Origin of the sequence: Tuberibacillus sp. Marseille-P3662 (assembly GCF_900178005.1) — a bacterium.
Lineage (GTDB): Bacteria > Bacillota > Bacilli > Bacillales > Sporolactobacillaceae > Marseille-P3662.
Genome location: NZ_FXBS01000005.1, coordinates 137,960 through 157,298, shown reverse-complemented (window position 1 = coordinate 157,298; position 19,339 = coordinate 137,960). Strand labels below are relative to the sequence as shown.

The window sequence follows — 19,339 nt, the reverse complement described above, 5'->3', positions numbered from 1 at the left end:
TCATTAATCATCAAGAATGTATCGTCTCATAACCTAATTTGTAAGATATCGCCTCAGCCGTTGACTTGAGTTCATTGACAATCGATGCCTTTCTGGAAAAAACTCTGTCCTTGGGCCCGGCAACACTGATTGCCGCTTCCATGCGTCCCTCAACATTGAAGACAGGCGCTGCCAAACAATAAAGACCTTCTTCACTCTCCTCGTCATCAATCGCATACCCTTGCTGCCGGTATTGCATCAGCTGAGTCTTCAATTCATAGGCATCTGTGATCGTGTTAGGCGTGACAGCAGGCTGACCAGACTCCGAGATCATGTCTTCTCTAATGTCGTCCGGTAAATAGGCAAGGAAGGCTTTCCCTAGCCCTGTACAATATAGTGGCTTCCGTGCACCAATTTGTGCACTTGTCCTAACGGAACGATGATTGTCAACCTTAGAAATGTAAACCAGCTCCCGATCAAGAAGGACGGCCATAAAAACCGTTTCTTCCACCGTCTCCATCAACCGGCGAAGCTCAGGCCCAGCTTCCGCATTAATATCGATGGATTCCAAAGCTTTGGTTCCAACTTGGATTAACTTTGGTCCTAATTTAAACGTTTTCAAATCTGTTTGAATTAAATAATGATAATCAGCCAACGTCCGAACTAAATGAAAGGTGCTGCTCTGCGGTAAGGACAGACGCTCAGCAATGTCATTCATCGTCAATCCTTCGGGATAATGAACAAGCAATTCGAACATATCTAATACCCGTACCGCTGACTTTACTGCCATCTGTCACCCTCCTTTATTTATGTATGTGATTTCAAAATCATATCTGTGAATTCGTTTTCACATATGTATTTTAATAGATAACTGTAAGCGTTTCAATGATTATTTAAAAAAAGACGCAAAAAAAGCTCTTACAATGTCGTCTAATGGGACATCGCAAAAGCCTTTATAAAGATTACTTACATTTCTTTGGTCATCGAATTATGCTTTGACTGCTTTTTAAATATATACCGCACCCCCAACGTTAACATCGGTAACGCATAGACAATGATCATGCCGTAACCCATCCATGTATAACCTTTGGAAATCAAGTTGATAACACCGACCCGGGCTAAGATAACGGATAGAGCGAGTGCTCCCATCGCAACCAACGCTTGTTGAGGTTTTGTTAATTGGCGATGCCTTTTTTCTACGATGTGCTGGTTGATACGGTCAAGGAAAGCATGGATCATGCCCGATGACGTTTCGATTAACGTCCAACCGACAACAATACCAAATAAAATAATAACCCAATAGGAATAACCATTAAGCATTTCTAACCATGGAACGGATGCTCCTAAGACGTTCTCTGACGGATAGAAACCTAGAATACTAATATACGTTAAGAACCAGGGAATGGTCATGAGCACACCAGCAATGATGCCAGAAATCACACTTTCTTTTCTCGCCTTCTGTCTTTTAATAGTAAATAATGTAGCTGGATAAACGGCAAGGTTATAACCAACATATAAAATACCGCTCCATAACACACTTAAGAGACTAACCTCTCCGCTCATATAGCTTGTATCACCAGATGACAACACCTCTTTTGCTTGATCCCAAGTCGTTGAAATAACAAGTATCCCAAAAATAATATAACCAATAAAGAGTGCGGCTGTCCCGAAAGTTTTGAATTTCTCGATTAAACCTTTGCCATAAAAGTTAAGAACACCGACAATCGCCGCCACGCCAATCACACCGACCCAGTAATTGAGCCCCAGTGTATTCTCTAAAATTTCACCGGTCGCTGAAGCCATAATGGAAATGATTAAAATCGCTAAAAGTAAATAAATAATGTCATATAACACCCAAAACGGACCAATCAAGCGTTTCATAAGACTTCGATAATCATAGGCTTGGAACATTCGAGCTAATTCAAAAGTGAGGATGGCCATAATCGTAAAACCAATGAAGATGGTCAGACCACCGATCCAGCCTAGGGCCCCATACTTAGCTCCATATTCCACAATTTCACGGCCAGTTGCGTACCCTCCTCCGATTAAAACCGATTGGAGAACGATCCCTGGCACGAGATACCTTCCAAATGCCCCGTCAAACAAACGATTCATACACATCTCCCCCCTTAAAAAATCCTACTTTTGATCTGTAAGGACCTTCTTAGAAACCGTATAAGCCTCCATTGCCTCGCGATCGATATGATAACCAATGCCCGGTTGATCCGGAACTTGAATCACACCATCGTTCACAACCACTTCAGGCTTAATAATATCCTTTTCCCAATACCTTGAAGAACCAGCCGTATCACCAGGTAAAATAAATTGATTGAGCGTTGTTAATGCAATATTATGAGCCCTCCCGACACCTGCTTCGAGCATACCGCCACACCAAACGGGAATACTGTGATCGCGGCAATAATCATGGATTTTTTTCGACTCAGTAAGCCCCCCGACGCGTCCGATTTTAATATTTATGATTTGGCAGCTACCCAAATCAACAGCTTTCTTTGCATCTTGGAGAGAATGAATACTTTCATCTAAACAAATTGGTGTATCAAGCGCAGCCTGCATCCGGGCATGGTCAATGATGTCATCATGGGCCAGTGGTTGCTCAATCATCATCAAGTCCAAATTGTCTAACTGTTGCAAATGTTTGGTATCATGTAGAGTATATGCTGAGTTCGCATCAGCCATTAATGCAATTTCGGGAAATTGCCTCCTAACCTCTTTTAAAACATCAACATCCCACCCCGGCTTTATCTTGATCTTTATCCGCTTGAACCCTTCCGCCACATGGGTTTCGATTGTGTTTAGAAGTGCCTCAATTGAAGGCTGGACACCAATACTTATACCAACATCTATGCTAGTCTTGTCGCCGCCTAGTGCTTTATAAAGGGGAAGCTGTTCCCGTTTAGCATAGAGATCCCAAATCGCACCTTCAATCGCTGCTTTAGCCATCCGATTACCACGAATCGTTGAGAAACGCTCCATGAGTTGGTCGGGATGCGCTACCGGTTGCTCGAATAGTAATGGAATCAAAAAATCTTCAAGCATATGTTCAGTGGTTTTCACAGTCTCCTCGCTATACCAAGGACTGTCAAAAGCCACAGATTCACCGAAGCCTTGGTTTCCGTCAGGATCTATCGCTTCAATAATGAAGAACGTTTTGTCCGTAAACGTCCCAAAACTGGTTGAAAACGGATTTTTTAGCTTCATTTGTAGTTTATGTAAAATGACTTTCTCTACGGGTATCAATGATTCTATAGAACTCATCCGATCCCCTCCTTATCTAAAGTGATAACTGCTGACGCTTTTTAAAAATATAATAGCTTGTTTTAGATTGCTTTTGCCGAACGAAATCCACAGCAACAAAACCGTTAGCCAAGAGAAGCTGAAAGGCGGTCCTTGTTTTCAGACGCCAATCCCGCGCCAATTCGGCATGACTTTTTTTGATCGATTGAAACTGATTGGGAATGGGAACAAGCCACGCTTCAACACTTGAATCAAATGTTTCGATCAGATCGCGATAAATGAATGGCTGCGCGTCCCGGTTCAGTTCCGTCTCAAGAAGAGGGCTAGCAGCAGAAGAAGTTTCGCTTCGCTGTTTCTTCAGGTAATCACTTTTGAGCCACCATTCAATTAAAAAACGATCCGTGGGCAAACCTTTGTTTAACTTATCGTTCATCTCTCCATAGTGATTTTTTAAATAAACGGCCCCTATACTGCATAGTTTATGAAGATTTAAATAGCCATTCACACTTTCAAGCGGATCAAATGTCCATGTTATGAGCTCATAACCCATGTTAATCGCTTCTTCCTTCTGCCTAAGCTTCATTCGTTCACCAAGACCGGTCATCTGATAATCCGGATGGATCCCTAACATATGCGAACAAAGATAAGGGTGACCATTTTTAAAACCTGGAAAACTATATAGGAATCCGACTAATCTATTCTGATCATAAGCGCCAAGGATGATTCCGCCGTTTTGAGCCACGGTATACGTTTGGTGAATCGGTATGGGATTCATATTCCAAACATCCGCTTCAATCGTTTGTATGTCTTGTATGTCATCTAATTTTGTGAGTCTTTGAATATCAATGGAATGTCGCATTGTTCTAATCCCTTTCCTTATTAAGCGTTCGTAGAATGACGTCTGTCAAAATATCGACACCATTCAAAATCGCTTCATGATTAAATGACATATGTGGATGATGCAAACCCGGCTCAAGATCACACCCCAATCCGAGCATGGTTGCCTTTAATTCTGGACGCTTGATCGTGTAAAAATGAAAATCATCGCCACCGGTTGTGACAAGCGGCGCTCGATACTGTTCTGATCCTAATACACTGATAATGGTCTTTTCCATTAAGCTTTGTGCTTCCGGGTGAACAACCGCCGCGGCAACGTCAGCTTGCCTTTGCAACTCAATAGTGACACCATAGTCTTCTTCAAGTGTGCGCACACTTTTTTCCAATTGGGCAGTCAATCCTTCCATTACCTCATTCGACTGCGCCCGCAAGTCAATACTGAACTGCGCTGAACCGGGAATAATGTTCGCACTTTCTCCACCCGCATGAAAGGATGTGAGCTTCGCTGAGTGAGGGATCATCGGATCCTGATGTATGCTATTAACCCGATTAACAAGCGCCGCCCCTATATCAATGGCATTGGTATTTAAATGCGGACGAGCACCATGAGCATCTTCACCTTTTATTTTCCCGGAAATAAATCGTGCAGCACCATGATAAAGCGATGGAGAAGCCGTCCCATGAGGGATTTCTTGAATGGGGCGTAAATGAACGCCATAAAGATAATCCACATCATCGACAACCTGTTCGTCAACCATTTTCAGAGCGCCGGTCCCCTTTTCCTCAGCAGGCTGAAAAATAAACCGTACTGTTCCGTTCAATGGCTGATCGCTCTGTTTAATGGTCAACAAAGTCCCAAGCACCACGGCCATATGGGCATCGTGACCGCAAGAATGATTGCCCTGGAAGTCACCATCAACCTCCTGCCATAATGCATCCATATCCGCCCGAATAGCAACAACCGGCTCACCTGCACCGATGTCACCGACAACACCTGTGCAATCAGCAAATGTCCTGACACGGCATCCGTTTTCTTTTAATAGATTCGTAATGTATGCCGTCGTTTCGACCTCATGCCAGCTTGTTTCCGGATGACTATGAAAATGATGAAATAAATCTAAAATAGGGTTTTTTAACGTATGGTTCACGGAGATCACCTTTCTCTTCTTTAAAAGGATGGTATAAAAATTAAAACACAAACATTAAATTTTCGCAATATTTTGCCTGTAAGTATTCTTATAATAAAACTATAGCATCACAAAAACAAAACCCTAAGCAAAAATGTTGCTCAGGGTCGACTTCACTACTCCTCTGGTCTATTTCATATCCTCTATGAAAATTTGCTTCCCCATTTGGTGAGACCGGGCAGCGGCCTGATTCATGACCGTCAATTGATACATGTCATCCTTCGTAATCGATGGTGCTGAACCCCTTTTAATTGCACGAACCCATTGTTCCATCGGCATAGGCAGAGATTCAGGCAGATGATCAGGCGTATACCAATCATCAGTTTCCATATAATCACTTTTTAATCGCACGTTGTCATCTTCAATAAGCAGCGTTCCCCCGGTTCCATACAATTCCAGTTGAAAGGGGCTACCATTGGAAATGAAACTGGTCTCAATCGTTCCAAGAGTGCCGGACTGATAGTCAAGTAAAACCATTGCGTTGTCATCCACTTCAGAAGCAAAAACAGATGATAGACGGGCGGTCACGGCTTTTGGAAGTCCTGCCAGCCGATTCGTTAAATAAATTGGATGGGCACCCAGATCAATCAAAGCCCCGCCACCACAGGTTTCTTTATCAAAAAAACGCTCAGGCAGCCAGCCGCCCGGATGTTCATTGGATGGCACAGCACCATTATGTGCGACCCGGCAACGAATCATGCTCAATTGACCGAGCATGTTCCGATCAACGATATCCTGAGCATATAAATAATAATTTTCCGTTAACCGGGGCAGGGATAACATGAGTTGGACCCCCGATGCTTCAACGGTCCGAAAAATGGTCTCGCAGTCTTCAACCGTCAAACCTAACACTTTTTCCGTGAAAATGTGCTTGCCACTGGCTGCTGCCTGAACGATGACATCTTTATGCATATTGGTCGGCGTATCAACGATCACAGCATCAATATTGGGATCCGTTAGCACGTGATTTAAATCTGCTTCAAAGCGCACCCCTAGCTCCCCGGCCCATGCTTTGCCACGAGCTGGATCCTCATCCCAAACCATTTCAATGGAAAGATCCGGATGATCTTGGGCTTGTTGAGCATAATCTCCGGCGTGAACATGCCATCGACTTAGTAAAGCTATACGAATCACGTCATTTCCCCCTTACTAGACCCACCACATATCGGCAGGTTTATCCCTGATTAATACGGATTGCAAGTTATTGACAGCACGATTGAATCCTTCATCAATGGACATCAGTGGATCCTCATGTTCAATACTCACGGCATAATCATAGCCATAAGTTCTTAGTGCGCTCATCATATCAGACCATTCCTGAACACTATGTCCGCAGCCGACGGATCTGAACGTCCAAGCCCTTGTCTGCACCTTGTCGTATGGCTGCATATCCGTTAAACCATACATATTCACATTATCTTGATCAATGTAAGTATCTTTCGCGTGGAAGTGATGAAGCGCACCAGCTTGACCTAAAATCTTAATCGCACCCACAGGTTCAATCCCTTGCCACCATAAGTGACTTGGATCAAGATTCGCACCGACAGCATCACAAGTTTCCTCGCGTAACTTTAATATCGTGTACGGCGTATGGACTAAAAATCCGCCATGGAGTTCGAGTCCAATTTTGACATTATGATCCTTAGCGTATTGTCCCCATTTCTTCCAGTAGGGAACGAGTTTTTCTTCCCATTGCCATTTGAGCACTTCACTATATTCATTGGGCCAAGGGGACACTGGCCAATTCGGATATTTCGCCCCTTCATGGTCACCTGCTGTTCCTGAAAAACAATTAACGACGGTAACACCCAGAAGTTCAGCCAATTGAACCGTTTTAACGAAAGTTTCATGCGATTCCTTAGCATAATTGGGATCAGGTGAGATGGGATTGGCATGACAACTGAACGCACTGATGGTCAATCCTCTGGAATGTACAGCGTCAAGGTACTTCTTTCGTTTGTCTTCACTTTCAAGTAATTCATCGAGGGGACAATGAGCTTCGCCAGGATTGCCACCTGTGCCGATTTCTACAGCATCAAGGCCAGCAGCCTTCACATGGTCAAGCATCTCCTCAAAGCTTTTATCGGAAAATAAAACAGTGAATACACCTAGTTTCATAGTTTCACAACCTTTCACATTGATTGGGAATTAACTAAATTTGCACAAATTGTTTCGTTTCATTGGACTTTAAGGCAGCTAGAATCACTTCAAGTGACTTCTTACCTTCATCTCCTGACACGGGCGATGGTCCCCCATTCAACACGTAATCAACAAATTGCTCAATGACATGGGAATCCGATTGCCCATCGTTATCATTGAATTGAATTTGTCCTAACTGATAATTGACGGTTTCACCATCTTTATATTGAACAATCAACGAATAATCTGGATCATCCTCAAGCCGTATAATGCCTTTTTCCCCATAAATAATAGTCGAATTGTCTTCTCGGGACACATAGGACCAGCTGGCTGTTAAAGTCCCGATAACGCCGTTTTCCATTTTGAGCACGCAAACAGCATTATCATCAACATTGGTATTGGACTTGGCGCTCGTTTCCACCATCGCTGAAACTTCAATGACTTCTTGACCGAGCAAATTCCGAATCAAATCCGATTTGTGCACGCCCAGGTCACCCATGGCACCGATAAAAGCCTCATGTTTATTGAAAAACCAACTCTCCTTACCGTCAATACTCCAATCTTCAGGGCCACCATGGCCAAAGGTGGTCCGAAAGCTATATACCTTACCTATATCACCGTTTTCAATAAGCCGTTTCGCTGTAACATGAGATGGCACAAACCGTTGATTATGGGCAATCATGAGCTTTTTACCGTTCTTTTCGGCTGCTTGCATCATATCATGGGCTTCTTGCTCCGACGTTGCCATCGGTTTTTCACAGAGCACATGCTTACCGGCGTTTAAAGCATCAATCGTAACTGGTGCATGCAAATAATTGGGCAAGCAAATACTAACAGCATCAACGTTGTTATCAGCTAGTAGCTTTTTGTAGTCCGTGTAGGCCTTAGCACCATAGTTCTCAGCCATAGCGGCGGCCCGTTCTTCAATAACATCACAAACAGCAACAATATTCACCTGCTCATTGGCGTGATATTCTGGTAAGTGACGATGTTTAGCTATGCTTCCGTTTCCGACAACACCTATATTTAATTGCATGGATCACCATCTCCTTCTCTGTATATCTTCAACTATTCCTTCTCAGCAATTGTTTCTAATGGCTTGGCGTTCCCGCGAATCGGTTGTGGACGTGTCGTTGGCTCTGCCCAGCGAACCGCATTGGTGATCACGCTTTGAATTTCCGAATGATGGTACGTCGGATATGTTTCATGACCCGGCCGGAAGTAAAAAACTTTTCCTAAACCACGTCTATAAGTGCACCCACTGCGGAAGACCTCGCCACCTTCAAACCAACTGACAAATACCAACTCATCAGGGACCGGAATATCAAAGTGTTCGCCATACATCTCTTCTTTATCTAATTCAATGGTTTCCCCGATGCCGTCAACAATCGGATGACTTGGATTAACGACCCACATCCGTTCCTTTTCATCAGCTTCACGCCATTTTAAGTCACAAGACGTCCCCATTAATGTCCGGAAAATCTTTGAAAAATGACCGGAATGCAAGACAATCAATCCCATGCCATCAAGTACGCGCTGCTGAACTTTAGCGACAACATCATCATGGACATCATCATGCGCTTGATGTCCCCACCATATCAAAACGTCAGTCAGACTCAATACGTCATCTGTCAAACCATGCTCCGGCTCATCAAGTGTCGCCGTCCGAACACCAAATCCTGCTTCCTTCAAAAAGCCCGCTATCGCACCATGAATGCCTTCAGGATAAACCTCTCTAACTTTTGGATTCGATTGTTCATGACGATTTTCATTCCATACTGTAATGTTCATTCTATAACTCTCCTCTTCTATTTATTCTTTGACCGAACCGGATGTCAAACCTGAAACAATGCGTTTCTGGAAGATTAACACCATAATGACAAGTGGTATCGTAACGATCACTGTAGCCGCACTAATTTCACCCCATGGAATCGTGTACTGCCCCTGAAACATGGCGATGCCAACCGGCACGGTTTTATACTCCTGGACGGTATTGATTGTTAATGCATATAGGAATTCATTCCATGCGGCGATAAAGGCAAGAATGGCGGTTGTAAAAATACCCGGAACAGCCAATGGAAAAATAATTCGCCAGTACGTCTGCATAAGAGAAGCACCATCAATTTTCGCTGCTTCCTCAAGATCATGCGGTATTTTTTTAAAAAAGGTCACTAAAATCCAGATCGATAAAGGAAGCGTAATCGTCGTATAAGGAATAATCAAACCAAGATAACTATTCGTTAGCCCTAAGTTTTTCAAAATAATATAAATCGGTGACAACGTTGCGATTTGTGGAAACATTGAAACTGATAAGACAAGACCCAAAATCACAGCTTTTCCGCGAAATTCTAGACGTGCAATGGCATAAGCCGCAAACGAGGCAATAAAAACAGTATAAATGGTGGTCACCGATGAAACGATGAAACTATTTTTCAAATACGTTAAAAACGGGTGATCAAAAAAAACTGAAGCGTAATTTTTTAAAGATGGGTGATCTGTAAACCAATTAAAAGCCTCTGCCCCGAACAGTTCTGAAGGAGGTTTAATTGAACTTAGAAACACCCAAATAAATGGAAACATTACAACAAAAATAAAAGTAACAAGAAATATATAGAAAAATGGGCCAGCTTTCCTTTCCATGTTCATCCCCTCCTTATTTTTTCGAGCCTTCCGGTAACAGGTCGGAACCAAGCAGTTTGACATATATAATTGATATGATCGCAACACAAATAAACACTATAACGGATATAGCAGATCCTGCTCCAAAGTTTGTTTGGGAAAACATAATTTCATAGGCATAACCTGAAATAGTTTCAGTCGCGTTCGCAGGTCCACCTCCAGTAAGAATATAAACCAAGTCAAACACGCGAAAGGCATCTAATGTACGGAACAACAGAGCAACTAGAATACTTGACTTCATCAGCGGTAAGGTGACGCTAATAAATTGCTTCCACTTACCTGCACCATCAATAGCTGATGCCTCATAAAGCGATCTCGGGATCACCTGCAAACCGGCCAATAATAGCAAAGCTATATAAGGCGTTGTTTTCCACACGTCTGCTAAAACAACAGCAAACATGGCTCCCGCATCGGTCGTGAGTAGGGAACCCATGCTATCGATCAACCCAATTTCCGTAAAAAACTTCGCGATGATACCATTCTGACCATCATAAAGAAATTTCCACATCATCGCCGATACAGCTGTGGGAATCGCCCATGGAATAAGCACAGTTGCCCGAACCATTCCCCTACCAATGAACACTTTATTAATTAAAAGGGCTATTGCGAAACCAAGCACAAATTCAAAGAAAACTGAAAGGACGGTAAATACAACTGTATTCCATAATGACGACCACATCCTTGGGTTCGTTAATTGATTAGCGTAATGTTCAAAACCGATAAAGTTGGGTTCAATCACTGCACCACGTAGACCATCAGCAAGACCAATTAGTTCCTTGGCATTTGAAAGGGCCTCTCTATTTTCAATGCCTGTTAATCTTTTATTAATACTGGCAATTCTTTGGGTAAATTGGTTGGCCATTTCATTACTTATTTCAACCGTTGCCAATTCTTGAGATGGGGTTTCGTAATTATTTAGGGTTTGATTAACTTTTTCATAGGCACCTTCTGAGTCATCGCGAATTTGTTTATTAAGTGCCGTTAAGTCTTTTTTAATATCAGTGAGTTTGCCTTTCAACGGTTCATCTACTTCACTTATTTCATTTGTGAGTTCATCTTCTAAAAAGGGATAATATTTTAAGTACTGATCCAGTTGAATATTGTATTTTAAATGTGTTGATGACTTTGTGGGCGTATTCAGTTGCAAATCAAACAAACTAAAATAAAACGATTGAAGGACAGGATATATGGATATCGCAAGGATAAGGATCAGAGATGGTGCAATCAGCAACCAAGCCGCGTTCCTGTCAGATCCTCCTATCTTACGTTTTTTCGGTGGTTTATTGTCATTCCTCATCTTTGGTACCTCCTTTTCAAAAAGGACATTAGCCTCCTACCTAATAGAAGGCTAATGTACGGCCTATTATTTACCTACTGCTGCTTTGAGTTCCTTTTCCATGTTTTTGGCCGCCTCTTTGACTGTTGCTGCACCAGAGATGGCTTCGGAAACATTGGTTTGGATAATTTGGGATACCTCTTGATAATTTGGCACAACAGGACGTGATACTGCACTTTCTAAAGCCTTTTGAAATCCTCCCTTTTTGAAATATGGATTAGCCTTAATGACCTCTTCATCCTCATATAAAGACAGAATAGTTGGTGCATGACCACCGTAAATGGCATCAATTTTCTGCCCTTTTGGCCCAGTCATGAATTTCAAAAACTCCCATGCAGCTTTCTTATGCTCAGAATACTTGTTGATGCCTGCCATCCAGCCACCTAATGCTGCTGCATGACCTGCGTCTCCAGCAGGAAGTGGTGCAACACCGACATTGCCGGCTATCTCTGACTTCTCTTTATTATTAGCTGTGGACCATTGATATGGCCAGTTACGAACAAATGGTGATTCACCTTCGATAAACGCGATGTTCGATTCAATCTCTGTAAAGGTCGTTACATTTCCAGGTACAAAATCGGAAGTTGCGACCTGAACCATTTTCTTTAATCCTTGTATCGTATCCGGACTGTTAACAACGACATTACCGTTTTCGTCAATGATTTGTCCGCCGTAAGCTGCAATAAATTCCACTGCATTAGTTACAAGCCCTTCATATTGCTTCGCTTGCATAACATAGCCGTAATCCATGCCCTTTTTACCTTGTAATTTTTTCGCCTTAGCGATGAGTTGATCCCACGTCTGAGGTACTTCTTTTACGAAGTCTGTGCGATAAAACATCATCCCTGCATCGATAAATTTCGGTAGCGCCCATATTTTCCCATTAAATTTAGCTGCGGATAATGCTCCTTGGTTATATCGATCTAAATTGATATTATCTTGCTTAATAAAACGATCGAGTGGAAGCGTATAACCCGCCTGTGCAAATTCAGCTGGCCAAACAACATCCATCTCAAAGACATCAATCTTTGATGATTTGGCATTTAATTGCGTGACGTAGGCATCATGCTGTTTGCCGCTGTCACTAGGCATTTCCCGAAATTCTACTGTAATATTTGGGTGAGACTCTTCAAATGCCTTGATGGTTTTGGCAGTAGCTGAAGTGACATCTTTACCACCTGCATAAACAATCTTGACCTTTTTCTGATCACCTGAGTTTTCCGTTGATGCGCCTTCCCCGTTGCCTTCACTCCCAGATGAATTGCTTGAGCTACAAGCGGAAAGGGCTAATACGACTGCCAAAATAATTGAAAGGAATTTTACTTTTTTAACCATCGTTATGCCTCCTTTATGAAATCGATTCCACATTTTTAAAAAATTTGCTTTGATCGTCACCATTAGGTTGACTCCCTGACAATGAGATGCAATGACAGATCAATTGTTTGCCGTTCTAGTTTTCCTGGATTTTTAAGCATATCGAACATCGCTGCCATCGTCTGATAACTAATCGTTTTAATAGGTTGATAAATGGTTGTTAATGTAGGCTCCATTAATCTCGCTAATGGTTGGTCATCAAAACCCACGACAGCAAAGTCATTTGGAATTTTAACATTGAGAACTTTGGCTTCTCTTATAATACCTGCCGCAACCTCATCACTGCCGGTAAAAATAGCCGTTGGTGAATGATTCATTTGGACAATTTTGCGCATCAACTGTCTGCCATCTTCAATTTTTGAAACACCTGTAAACATCCAGTCATCATGACTCGAAAGACCTGATTCCTCTAATGCATATAAAAACCCGTCTTTCCGGTCCTGAGTAAGGTTTGTCAGATGATTTCCTCTTGAATGGGCGATCTTATTATGACCTCTTTCAAGGAGATGTTTCGCCCCAATATAACCGCCTTCAAATTGATTCAGACGAATCATTGGCACCTCAGCTCGATCATCATATTCATTGCACATCACAATAGGACCATACTGAGTATAATCCTGAATATCGTTCCAATCATTTTCAATGGAAGCAAGAATGACACCATCAAACTGTTTTGTTTTAAATAGATTAAGATAGACAAGTTCCCTCTCTTTACTATACATCGTTTGACAAACGACCAGTTGATAACCGTTTTCCGCCGCAGCATTTTCCATAACTTCCACCATCACACTAAAAAAGGGATTGGATATTCTTGGGATCAGTACAGCGATCGTTTTTGTTACCTGTTTGCGCAAATTTTGAGCAATGGAATTCGGGACATAACTTAGCTCATTCATCGCTTGACGGACCAACGCCTTTTTTTCTTCTGATACATAAGGATGATGATTTATCACTCTGGAAACCGTCGTCCGAGAAAGACCCGCTAACTTTGCAACATCACCGATTGTAGCCAATTTAATCTCCTTCCGCGAACACCTCCCGACTCATAATGGGATAGAATGATATTGGGTCGTTTGGATTGCGATTAGTTCATCTTATAGTTGTGATTAATGTGAAATCGTTTCCACAATCAATATACAACAATCAATTCTCCGTTGCAACATTATTTTCTAAATTTTAAAAACAAACCTGAAATTAAGAAATATCAATAACTCAGATATCCTAACTTATGTTATATTTTCAATTTTATTTATGGTGGGATTTAAGTGTTATTTTGAAAACAATAAAATAGTATGGGGTTTGAATAAAGAAAAGCATTCAAAAAGCCGCCCCATTCTGGAGCGGCCTTTGTCATACAACATTTAGTTGCTTAACAAGCCATTGTCTAGAAGCCATTGTTTTGCAACTTCTTTAACTTGTTTCCCATCAATATCAACTTTGTAATTCAATTCTCTCATCGTCTTAGAATCTAATTTCTCAGCAATATCAGCGGTTAAATCCTTTAATTTAGGATATTTATCAAGAACCGGTTGTCTGATCGATACAGCCGCATAATAACCTGGGAAGAATTGCTTATCATCTTCTAACAATCTTAAGTTAAAAGCGTCAATTCTTGAATCCGTCGAAAATGACATGGCCACATCAATCTCACCTTGTTTTAATGCTTTATATTGAATACCCGCTTTCATTTGTTTGATATTGTCTTGGCCAAAAGAAAAGCCATAGGTTTTCTCAACACCCTTAAGGCCATCAGAACGATTGGCGAATTCCGCATCCGTACCCATTGTTAATTCGCCAGGATGATCGTTAATATAAGCCGCTAAATCACTAATGCTCTTAATCCCTAATGCCTTAGCGTCTTTTTCTGTCATTATAAGACCATACGTATTGTTGACATCGGTCAAGTTTATCCAACCCAAATCATTTTTTTCCTTGTCCATTTTCTTAACAGCATCAAAGGACTCTTGGGCATCGGCGATGGGATCTTGTTTTAAATAAGTCACCAGGGCGGTCCCCGTGTATTCCCACGTAAAATCAACTTGTTCATTTAATAAAGCTTTCCGCAGAGCTGTACTTCCCAGATCACTCTTTTCATCAACAGTGAACCCGTTATCCTCCAAATAGAGACCTGTTATTTTGGAGAGCAAATATTGCTCAGTATAATTTTTCGCACCAATGGTGACATGCTTATCACCACTGCCTGATGTTTTATCGCTGCCGCAAGCAGCAAGTAAAGCTATAGAAAGTATTGCAACCATGACTAACGAAACATATTTTTTCATGCTTATCCCCCTTGGTTAGCTTGCTTCTGCTAATGATTGACGTAATGACTTCGGAACTATCATATATTCAACAAAACGTAATAGATAGTCAACAGCAATCGCCAACAAGGTGACTGGAACGGCACCCGATAGTAAATAAGAGTTATCAAACAAGTTAATACCTGTGATAATCCAGCTTCCTAAACCGCCACCACCAATTAAAAATGCAAGCGCTGCGGTTCCGACATTAATGACAATTGACGTCCGTATGCCAGCGATGATGGAATACGAAGCATTTGGTAATTCGATACGAAATAGGATTTGATAGGGTTTAAAACCCATACCCTTAGCGGAATCAATCACATTATCATCAATAGAATCAATCCCCGCTACTGTATTACGAAGAATGGGCAGGATGGAATAGATAAATAAGGCGAATACTGCAGGCTTAAAGCCCAAGCCTAAGAACCCCATCGATAAAGCCAACACCGCCAGACTTGGAATGGTTTGGCCCAAATTAGCTATATTAATGATCAACCACTCTAGCTTACGAAAGCTTGATCGTGTGATCAAAATGCCCAGTGGAATAGCCACAATAATCGCCGAAAGTGACGACAAACCAACAATGCCTAAATGTTGACCTAGCAAAACCAAAAACCTATCTGGTTCATTAACAATTTTTGAGAAATACCCTTTTTGTATTGCCCAGAAAAAAAAGGCAACGACAAGGAGCACAAAGATCCATCTAACGATCTGAGCCACAAGATTGTTCGGCTTCATTTTTCCACTCCTTGTTGAAGACTCTTTCCATCTATGGTTTGATGCAGGAAGGTCTCAATATGATTCATTGTTATTGAACCTAAAGGTTTTCCTTTTTGATCAATCACAGCCAAAGCACCTGTATCATTATTAAGAAGGACAGACAATGCCTCCTTCAAATCGCTGTCGGCCACAATTTGTTCTCCTTTGTGCCTTTTTGCATCAATCGGGCGCAGCTGCTGTCGATCCATTAAATCCCATATTTTGAATAGGCTTAGGCTCTTCAAAGCCCGATCTTCTCCGACAAATTTAGCAATAAAGTCACTGTTGGGATGAGCCAATAATTCTGCTGGTGTGTCATACTGCATAAGCTTGCCTTCCTTCAAAATGGCAATCTTATCACCCATTTTAATCGCCTCATCAATATCATGACTGACGAAAACAATCGTTTTATTCACTTCTTTTTTGATCTGTAAAAATTCATCTTGTATATGCGTACGAATGATGGGATCAAGCGCGGCGAATGGCTCATCCATCAACATAACGGGCGGGTCTGCAGCAAGGGCACGTGCCACACCAATCCGCTGTTGTTGTCCACCCGACAATTCATGGGGATAGCGTTTTCGGAATTGGTCTGGATCAAGTCCCATTAAATCCATTAATTCGTTGTAGCGCTTTCGCTTATCACGTTTACCCCAGCCTAAGAGATCAGGTACAACAACAACATTGTCTTCAATGGTTAAGTTCGGAAACAGACCGTTACTTTGAATGACATAGCCGATCGTTCGACGCAACTCAATTTTATCCATTGAATGAATATCTGAACCATTTATGGAAATAATCCCATCCGTAATGGAATTCAGACGATTAACCATACGAAGTAACGTCGTTTTCCCACATCCAGAAGGCCCAAGAAGAACAACGGTTTCACCATCTGGAACCGTCAATGAAACATCATCTACCGCCTTCTGATTTTCTTCATAAATTTTAGTGACATTCTTGAATTCAATCATTTATCATTCACCTCTGCAATCATCCCTTCCTTCTACGATTGTAGGCCTTTCGGTGTCAGCCATCTCTGCAATAGGGCAAGAAGTACATCCGCAATAATCGCTAGAATTGAGACAGCAATCGAGCCGGCTATAACCATCGTTTCATTGGTCCGGGCAATACCTTGGTTAATGATAACCCCAAGTCCCCCTGCTCCAATAAAAGATGCAATCGCACCGATGCCAATACACAAAACAACTGCGGTTCGAATACCACCCATAATTAACGGCATCGCATTAGGAATTTCAATTTTGATAAGCCGTTGCCAAGCCGTCATTCCAATGCCGTTTGCGGAATCACGGATCTGTGGATCGACGTTTTTAATTGCAACATAAGTGTTTCTAATAATGGGGAGTTGTGAGTAAAGAATTAAGGCAATGACACCGGGTACAAATCCAATGCCTTTATTGATTATAGATAAAAGAGGCATCATAATCCCAAATAAAGCAAGGCTAGGAATCGTCATCATGATCGAAGCAATTTGCAGAACCGTTTCAGCTAGCTTTTCATTAACGGTTAGATAAATTCCTGTTGGAACTCCTATAATAATCGCGATGATAATAGCTAATCCCACTAACTGAATGTGCTCTCCTGTTAATGTGATGAGCTTTTCTTGGTAGCTAACAAAGAATTCCCATAAACTTTGATCCAATCTGTCACTCACCTCCTGTTACTTGCGTGACAGCAATTGGTACGATCCATATGTCTGATAACATGCACAACGTCATTTATTTTAATATTAATTAAACAAACCGTAAAGTTTAATATTTTTTAAATTGGTTTGATATATTGTTATCATTAAACAAATTTTGTTGCAAATGTCGATATTACTTACAATTGCTCGAAATAACAATCCCTGTTTTATATTATCGGTAATAAAAAAGGGGGGGCTGAGAGGTTTCCAGAGGCAAAAAAACGACCACATGGATGTGGTCGTTTTGCAGTCATTAGCTTTCAGTTGCTGTTTGGTTACTATTTTGCTGTTCGCTTCCCTCATGATCGTCTTTCTCAGGCTGACTACGTTTAATAAAGAAGGCTAAAACAAGGCCTACAACCGCAACACCTGCAGCAACGTAGAATGATACGTTAACGCCATGAATCGCTCCGCTAGGGTCTTGAGGCGTTGACTTGTGTAAGACGTTGTTTACCATAACAGTAACAAGCAACGCCGTTCCAACCGCGCCCGATACTTGGCGCATGGTATTATTCATTGCTGTACCATGTGGAATTAGATGCTGCGGCAACTGGTTCAATCCAGCCGTTGTCACCGGCATCATAACCATCGCAACACCCAACATCCTAACGGAATTGACTGCGGCCAAATAAGTGAATGACGTCTGTGCCGTCAAGTCAGTAAACATAAACGTCGTAACGGTTACCACAATTAAACCAAAAACGGCAAGCCATTTGGCCCCGAATTTATCAAATAGCCGGCCCGTAATTGGGTTCATAATCCCCATGACGACAGCACCTGGTAATAACATGAGCCCCGAGTCCAATGCTGAGTACTGCAACATATTCTGCATAAAAAGCGGTAGAACCGTTTGACTGCCAATCATGGACATAAACACAATCATACCAACAGCCGTGGTTAACGTGAACATAGCATATCGAAATACCCTAAATTCAAGGATGGGCTCTTGCAATTTCAGCTGTCTAAATATAAACCAGATAAGTGCTATCACACCAATTGCTAGTGAAATGATAACCTGTTCATCTCCCCAGCCGCTATTTCCTGCTGTACTAAATCCATATAACAAACCGCCAAATCCTAATGATGATAGGATAATGGATAAGATATCAACTTTCGGAAACGTCCGTTTCGTTACGTTAATAAGAACGAAATAAGCAACAATAAAATCAATAACAACGATTGGGAAGATAACATAGAACAAACTTCTCCATGGAAACTGTTCCACGAGCCACCCCGATAGAGTCGGACCAATAGCAGGTGCAAATGCAATGACTAACCCAAACATCCCCATGGCTGTTCCGCGTTTCTCAACAGGAAAGATAAGCATAAGGATCGTTTGCATCAATGGCATGATAATTCCAGCACCCGAAGCTTGGATGATTCTTCCAACCATTAATATTCCAAAATTAGGGGCAATCGCACAAATTAAAGTCCCTAAAGCAAATAAACCCATAGCTGACAAAAACAACGTTCGAGTTGTAAAACGTCCAATTAAGAAGGCCGTAATCGGAATCATAATGCCATTAACAAGCATAAATATAGAGGTTAACCACTGAGCGGTACTCGCTTCAAGGTGTAGATCCTTCATAATATGGGGCAGCGCTGTCGCTAATAGTGTCTGATTCAAAATTGCGGCAAAAGCCCCTGAAATAAGTACAAGCATGAGCGGTATTTTATTAAAAGTCGGCCCGGTGGTTTCTTGATTGTGACTATTAGCCATATCGTGCCCTTCTTTCTTTCATTAGTATAGATATTTTATTAATAACACTTACGACCTTTTTTTATGAAG

18 protein-coding genes are annotated in these 19,339 nt (G+C 41.7%); all 18 read right to left on the bottom strand.

The window, feature by feature from the left end:
* Positions 1–10: 10 nt before the first annotated feature.
* The 18 genes from B9Y89_RS06870 to B9Y89_RS06785 all read right to left on the bottom strand — a co-directional run bounded on the left by B9Y89_RS06870 (position 11) and on the right by B9Y89_RS06785 (position 19,270).
* Positions 11–769 carry an IclR family transcriptional regulator gene (locus tag B9Y89_RS06870; protein ID WP_085522497.1) on the bottom strand — a complete coding sequence of 253 codons (759 nt, stop codon included), beginning with the start codon at positions 767–769 and terminating at the stop codon, positions 11–13.
* A 176-nt stretch (positions 770–945) separates the two neighbouring features.
* On the bottom strand, positions 946–2,094 hold the full coding sequence (locus B9Y89_RS06865) for a YkvI family membrane protein (protein ID WP_085522496.1): 1,149 nt from the start codon (positions 2,092–2,094) through the stop codon (positions 946–948).
* A 24-nt stretch (positions 2,095–2,118) separates the two neighbouring features.
* The gene (gene menC, locus B9Y89_RS06860) at positions 2,119–3,255 is read right to left on the bottom strand and encodes an o-succinylbenzoate synthase (protein WP_085522495.1); all 1,137 of its coding nucleotides are present in this window, start codon (positions 3,253–3,255) and stop codon (positions 2,119–2,121) included.
* A gap of 16 nt (positions 3,256–3,271) precedes the next feature.
* Positions 3,272–4,093, bottom strand: coding sequence for a GNAT family N-acetyltransferase (locus B9Y89_RS06855; RefSeq protein ID WP_085522494.1), 822 nt, complete (start codon positions 4,091–4,093; stop codon positions 3,272–3,274).
* A gap of 4 nt (positions 4,094–4,097) precedes the next feature.
* Positions 4,098–5,228 (bottom strand): M20 peptidase aminoacylase family protein, encoded by a 1,131-nt coding sequence (locus tag B9Y89_RS06850; protein ID WP_085522493.1) that lies wholly within the window; start codon positions 5,226–5,228, stop codon positions 4,098–4,100.
* 159 nt (positions 5,229–5,387) lie between these two features.
* Entirely contained in the window at positions 5,388–6,392 is a 1,005-nt protein-coding gene (locus B9Y89_RS06845; protein ID WP_085522492.1) for a Gfo/Idh/MocA family protein, read from the bottom strand.
* 15 nt (positions 6,393–6,407) lie between these two features.
* Entirely contained in the window at positions 6,408–7,376 is a 969-nt protein-coding gene (locus B9Y89_RS06840; RefSeq protein WP_085522491.1) for a sugar phosphate isomerase/epimerase family protein, read from the bottom strand.
* A 34-nt stretch (positions 7,377–7,410) separates the two neighbouring features.
* A complete protein-coding gene (locus B9Y89_RS06835; protein WP_085522490.1) occupies positions 7,411–8,433 on the bottom strand; it encodes a Gfo/Idh/MocA family protein in 1,023 nt (340 codons plus the stop codon).
* A gap of 32 nt (positions 8,434–8,465) precedes the next feature.
* Positions 8,466–9,188, bottom strand: coding sequence for a ThuA domain-containing protein (locus B9Y89_RS06830; RefSeq protein WP_085522489.1), 723 nt, complete (start codon positions 9,186–9,188; stop codon positions 8,466–8,468).
* 21 nt (positions 9,189–9,209) lie between these two features.
* Complete coding sequence (locus tag B9Y89_RS06825; protein WP_085522488.1) at positions 9,210–10,037, bottom strand: carbohydrate ABC transporter permease; 828 nt, start codon at positions 10,035–10,037, stop codon at positions 9,210–9,212.
* A 13-nt stretch (positions 10,038–10,050) separates the two neighbouring features.
* Positions 10,051–11,373 carry a carbohydrate ABC transporter permease gene (locus B9Y89_RS06820; protein WP_085522487.1) on the bottom strand — a complete coding sequence of 441 codons (1,323 nt, stop codon included), beginning with the start codon at positions 11,371–11,373 and terminating at the stop codon, positions 10,051–10,053.
* Between the two features lie 66 nt (positions 11,374–11,439).
* Positions 11,440–12,747: an ABC transporter substrate-binding protein gene (locus tag B9Y89_RS06815; RefSeq protein ID WP_085522785.1), complete on the bottom strand. Its 1,308-nt coding sequence runs from the start codon at positions 12,745–12,747 to the stop codon at positions 11,440–11,442.
* Positions 12,748–12,809: 62 nt separating this feature from the next.
* The gene (locus B9Y89_RS06810) at positions 12,810–13,799 is read right to left on the bottom strand and encodes a LacI family DNA-binding transcriptional regulator (protein WP_085522486.1); all 990 of its coding nucleotides are present in this window, start codon (positions 13,797–13,799) and stop codon (positions 12,810–12,812) included.
* A gap of 348 nt (positions 13,800–14,147) precedes the next feature.
* Positions 14,148–15,068, bottom strand: coding sequence for an ABC transporter substrate-binding protein (locus tag B9Y89_RS06805; protein ID WP_085522485.1), 921 nt, complete (start codon positions 15,066–15,068; stop codon positions 14,148–14,150).
* 15 nt (positions 15,069–15,083) lie between these two features.
* Positions 15,084–15,827 (bottom strand): ABC transporter permease, encoded by a 744-nt coding sequence (locus B9Y89_RS06800; RefSeq protein ID WP_085522484.1) that lies wholly within the window; start codon positions 15,825–15,827, stop codon positions 15,084–15,086.
* On the bottom strand, positions 15,824–16,819 hold the full coding sequence (locus B9Y89_RS06795) for an ABC transporter ATP-binding protein (protein ID WP_085522483.1): 996 nt from the start codon (positions 16,817–16,819) through the stop codon (positions 15,824–15,826). Before B9Y89_RS06795 ends, B9Y89_RS06800 begins: the two co-directional genes overlap by 4 nt.
* A gap of 32 nt (positions 16,820–16,851) precedes the next feature.
* Complete coding sequence (locus tag B9Y89_RS06790) at positions 16,852–17,508, bottom strand: ABC transporter permease (RefSeq protein WP_085522482.1); 657 nt, start codon at positions 17,506–17,508, stop codon at positions 16,852–16,854.
* A 295-nt stretch (positions 17,509–17,803) separates the two neighbouring features.
* Positions 17,804–19,270, bottom strand: a complete 1,467-nt coding sequence (locus tag B9Y89_RS06785) for an MDR family MFS transporter (protein ID WP_085522481.1) — start codon at positions 19,268–19,270, stop codon at positions 17,804–17,806.
* Positions 19,271–19,339: the final 69 nt, after the last annotated feature.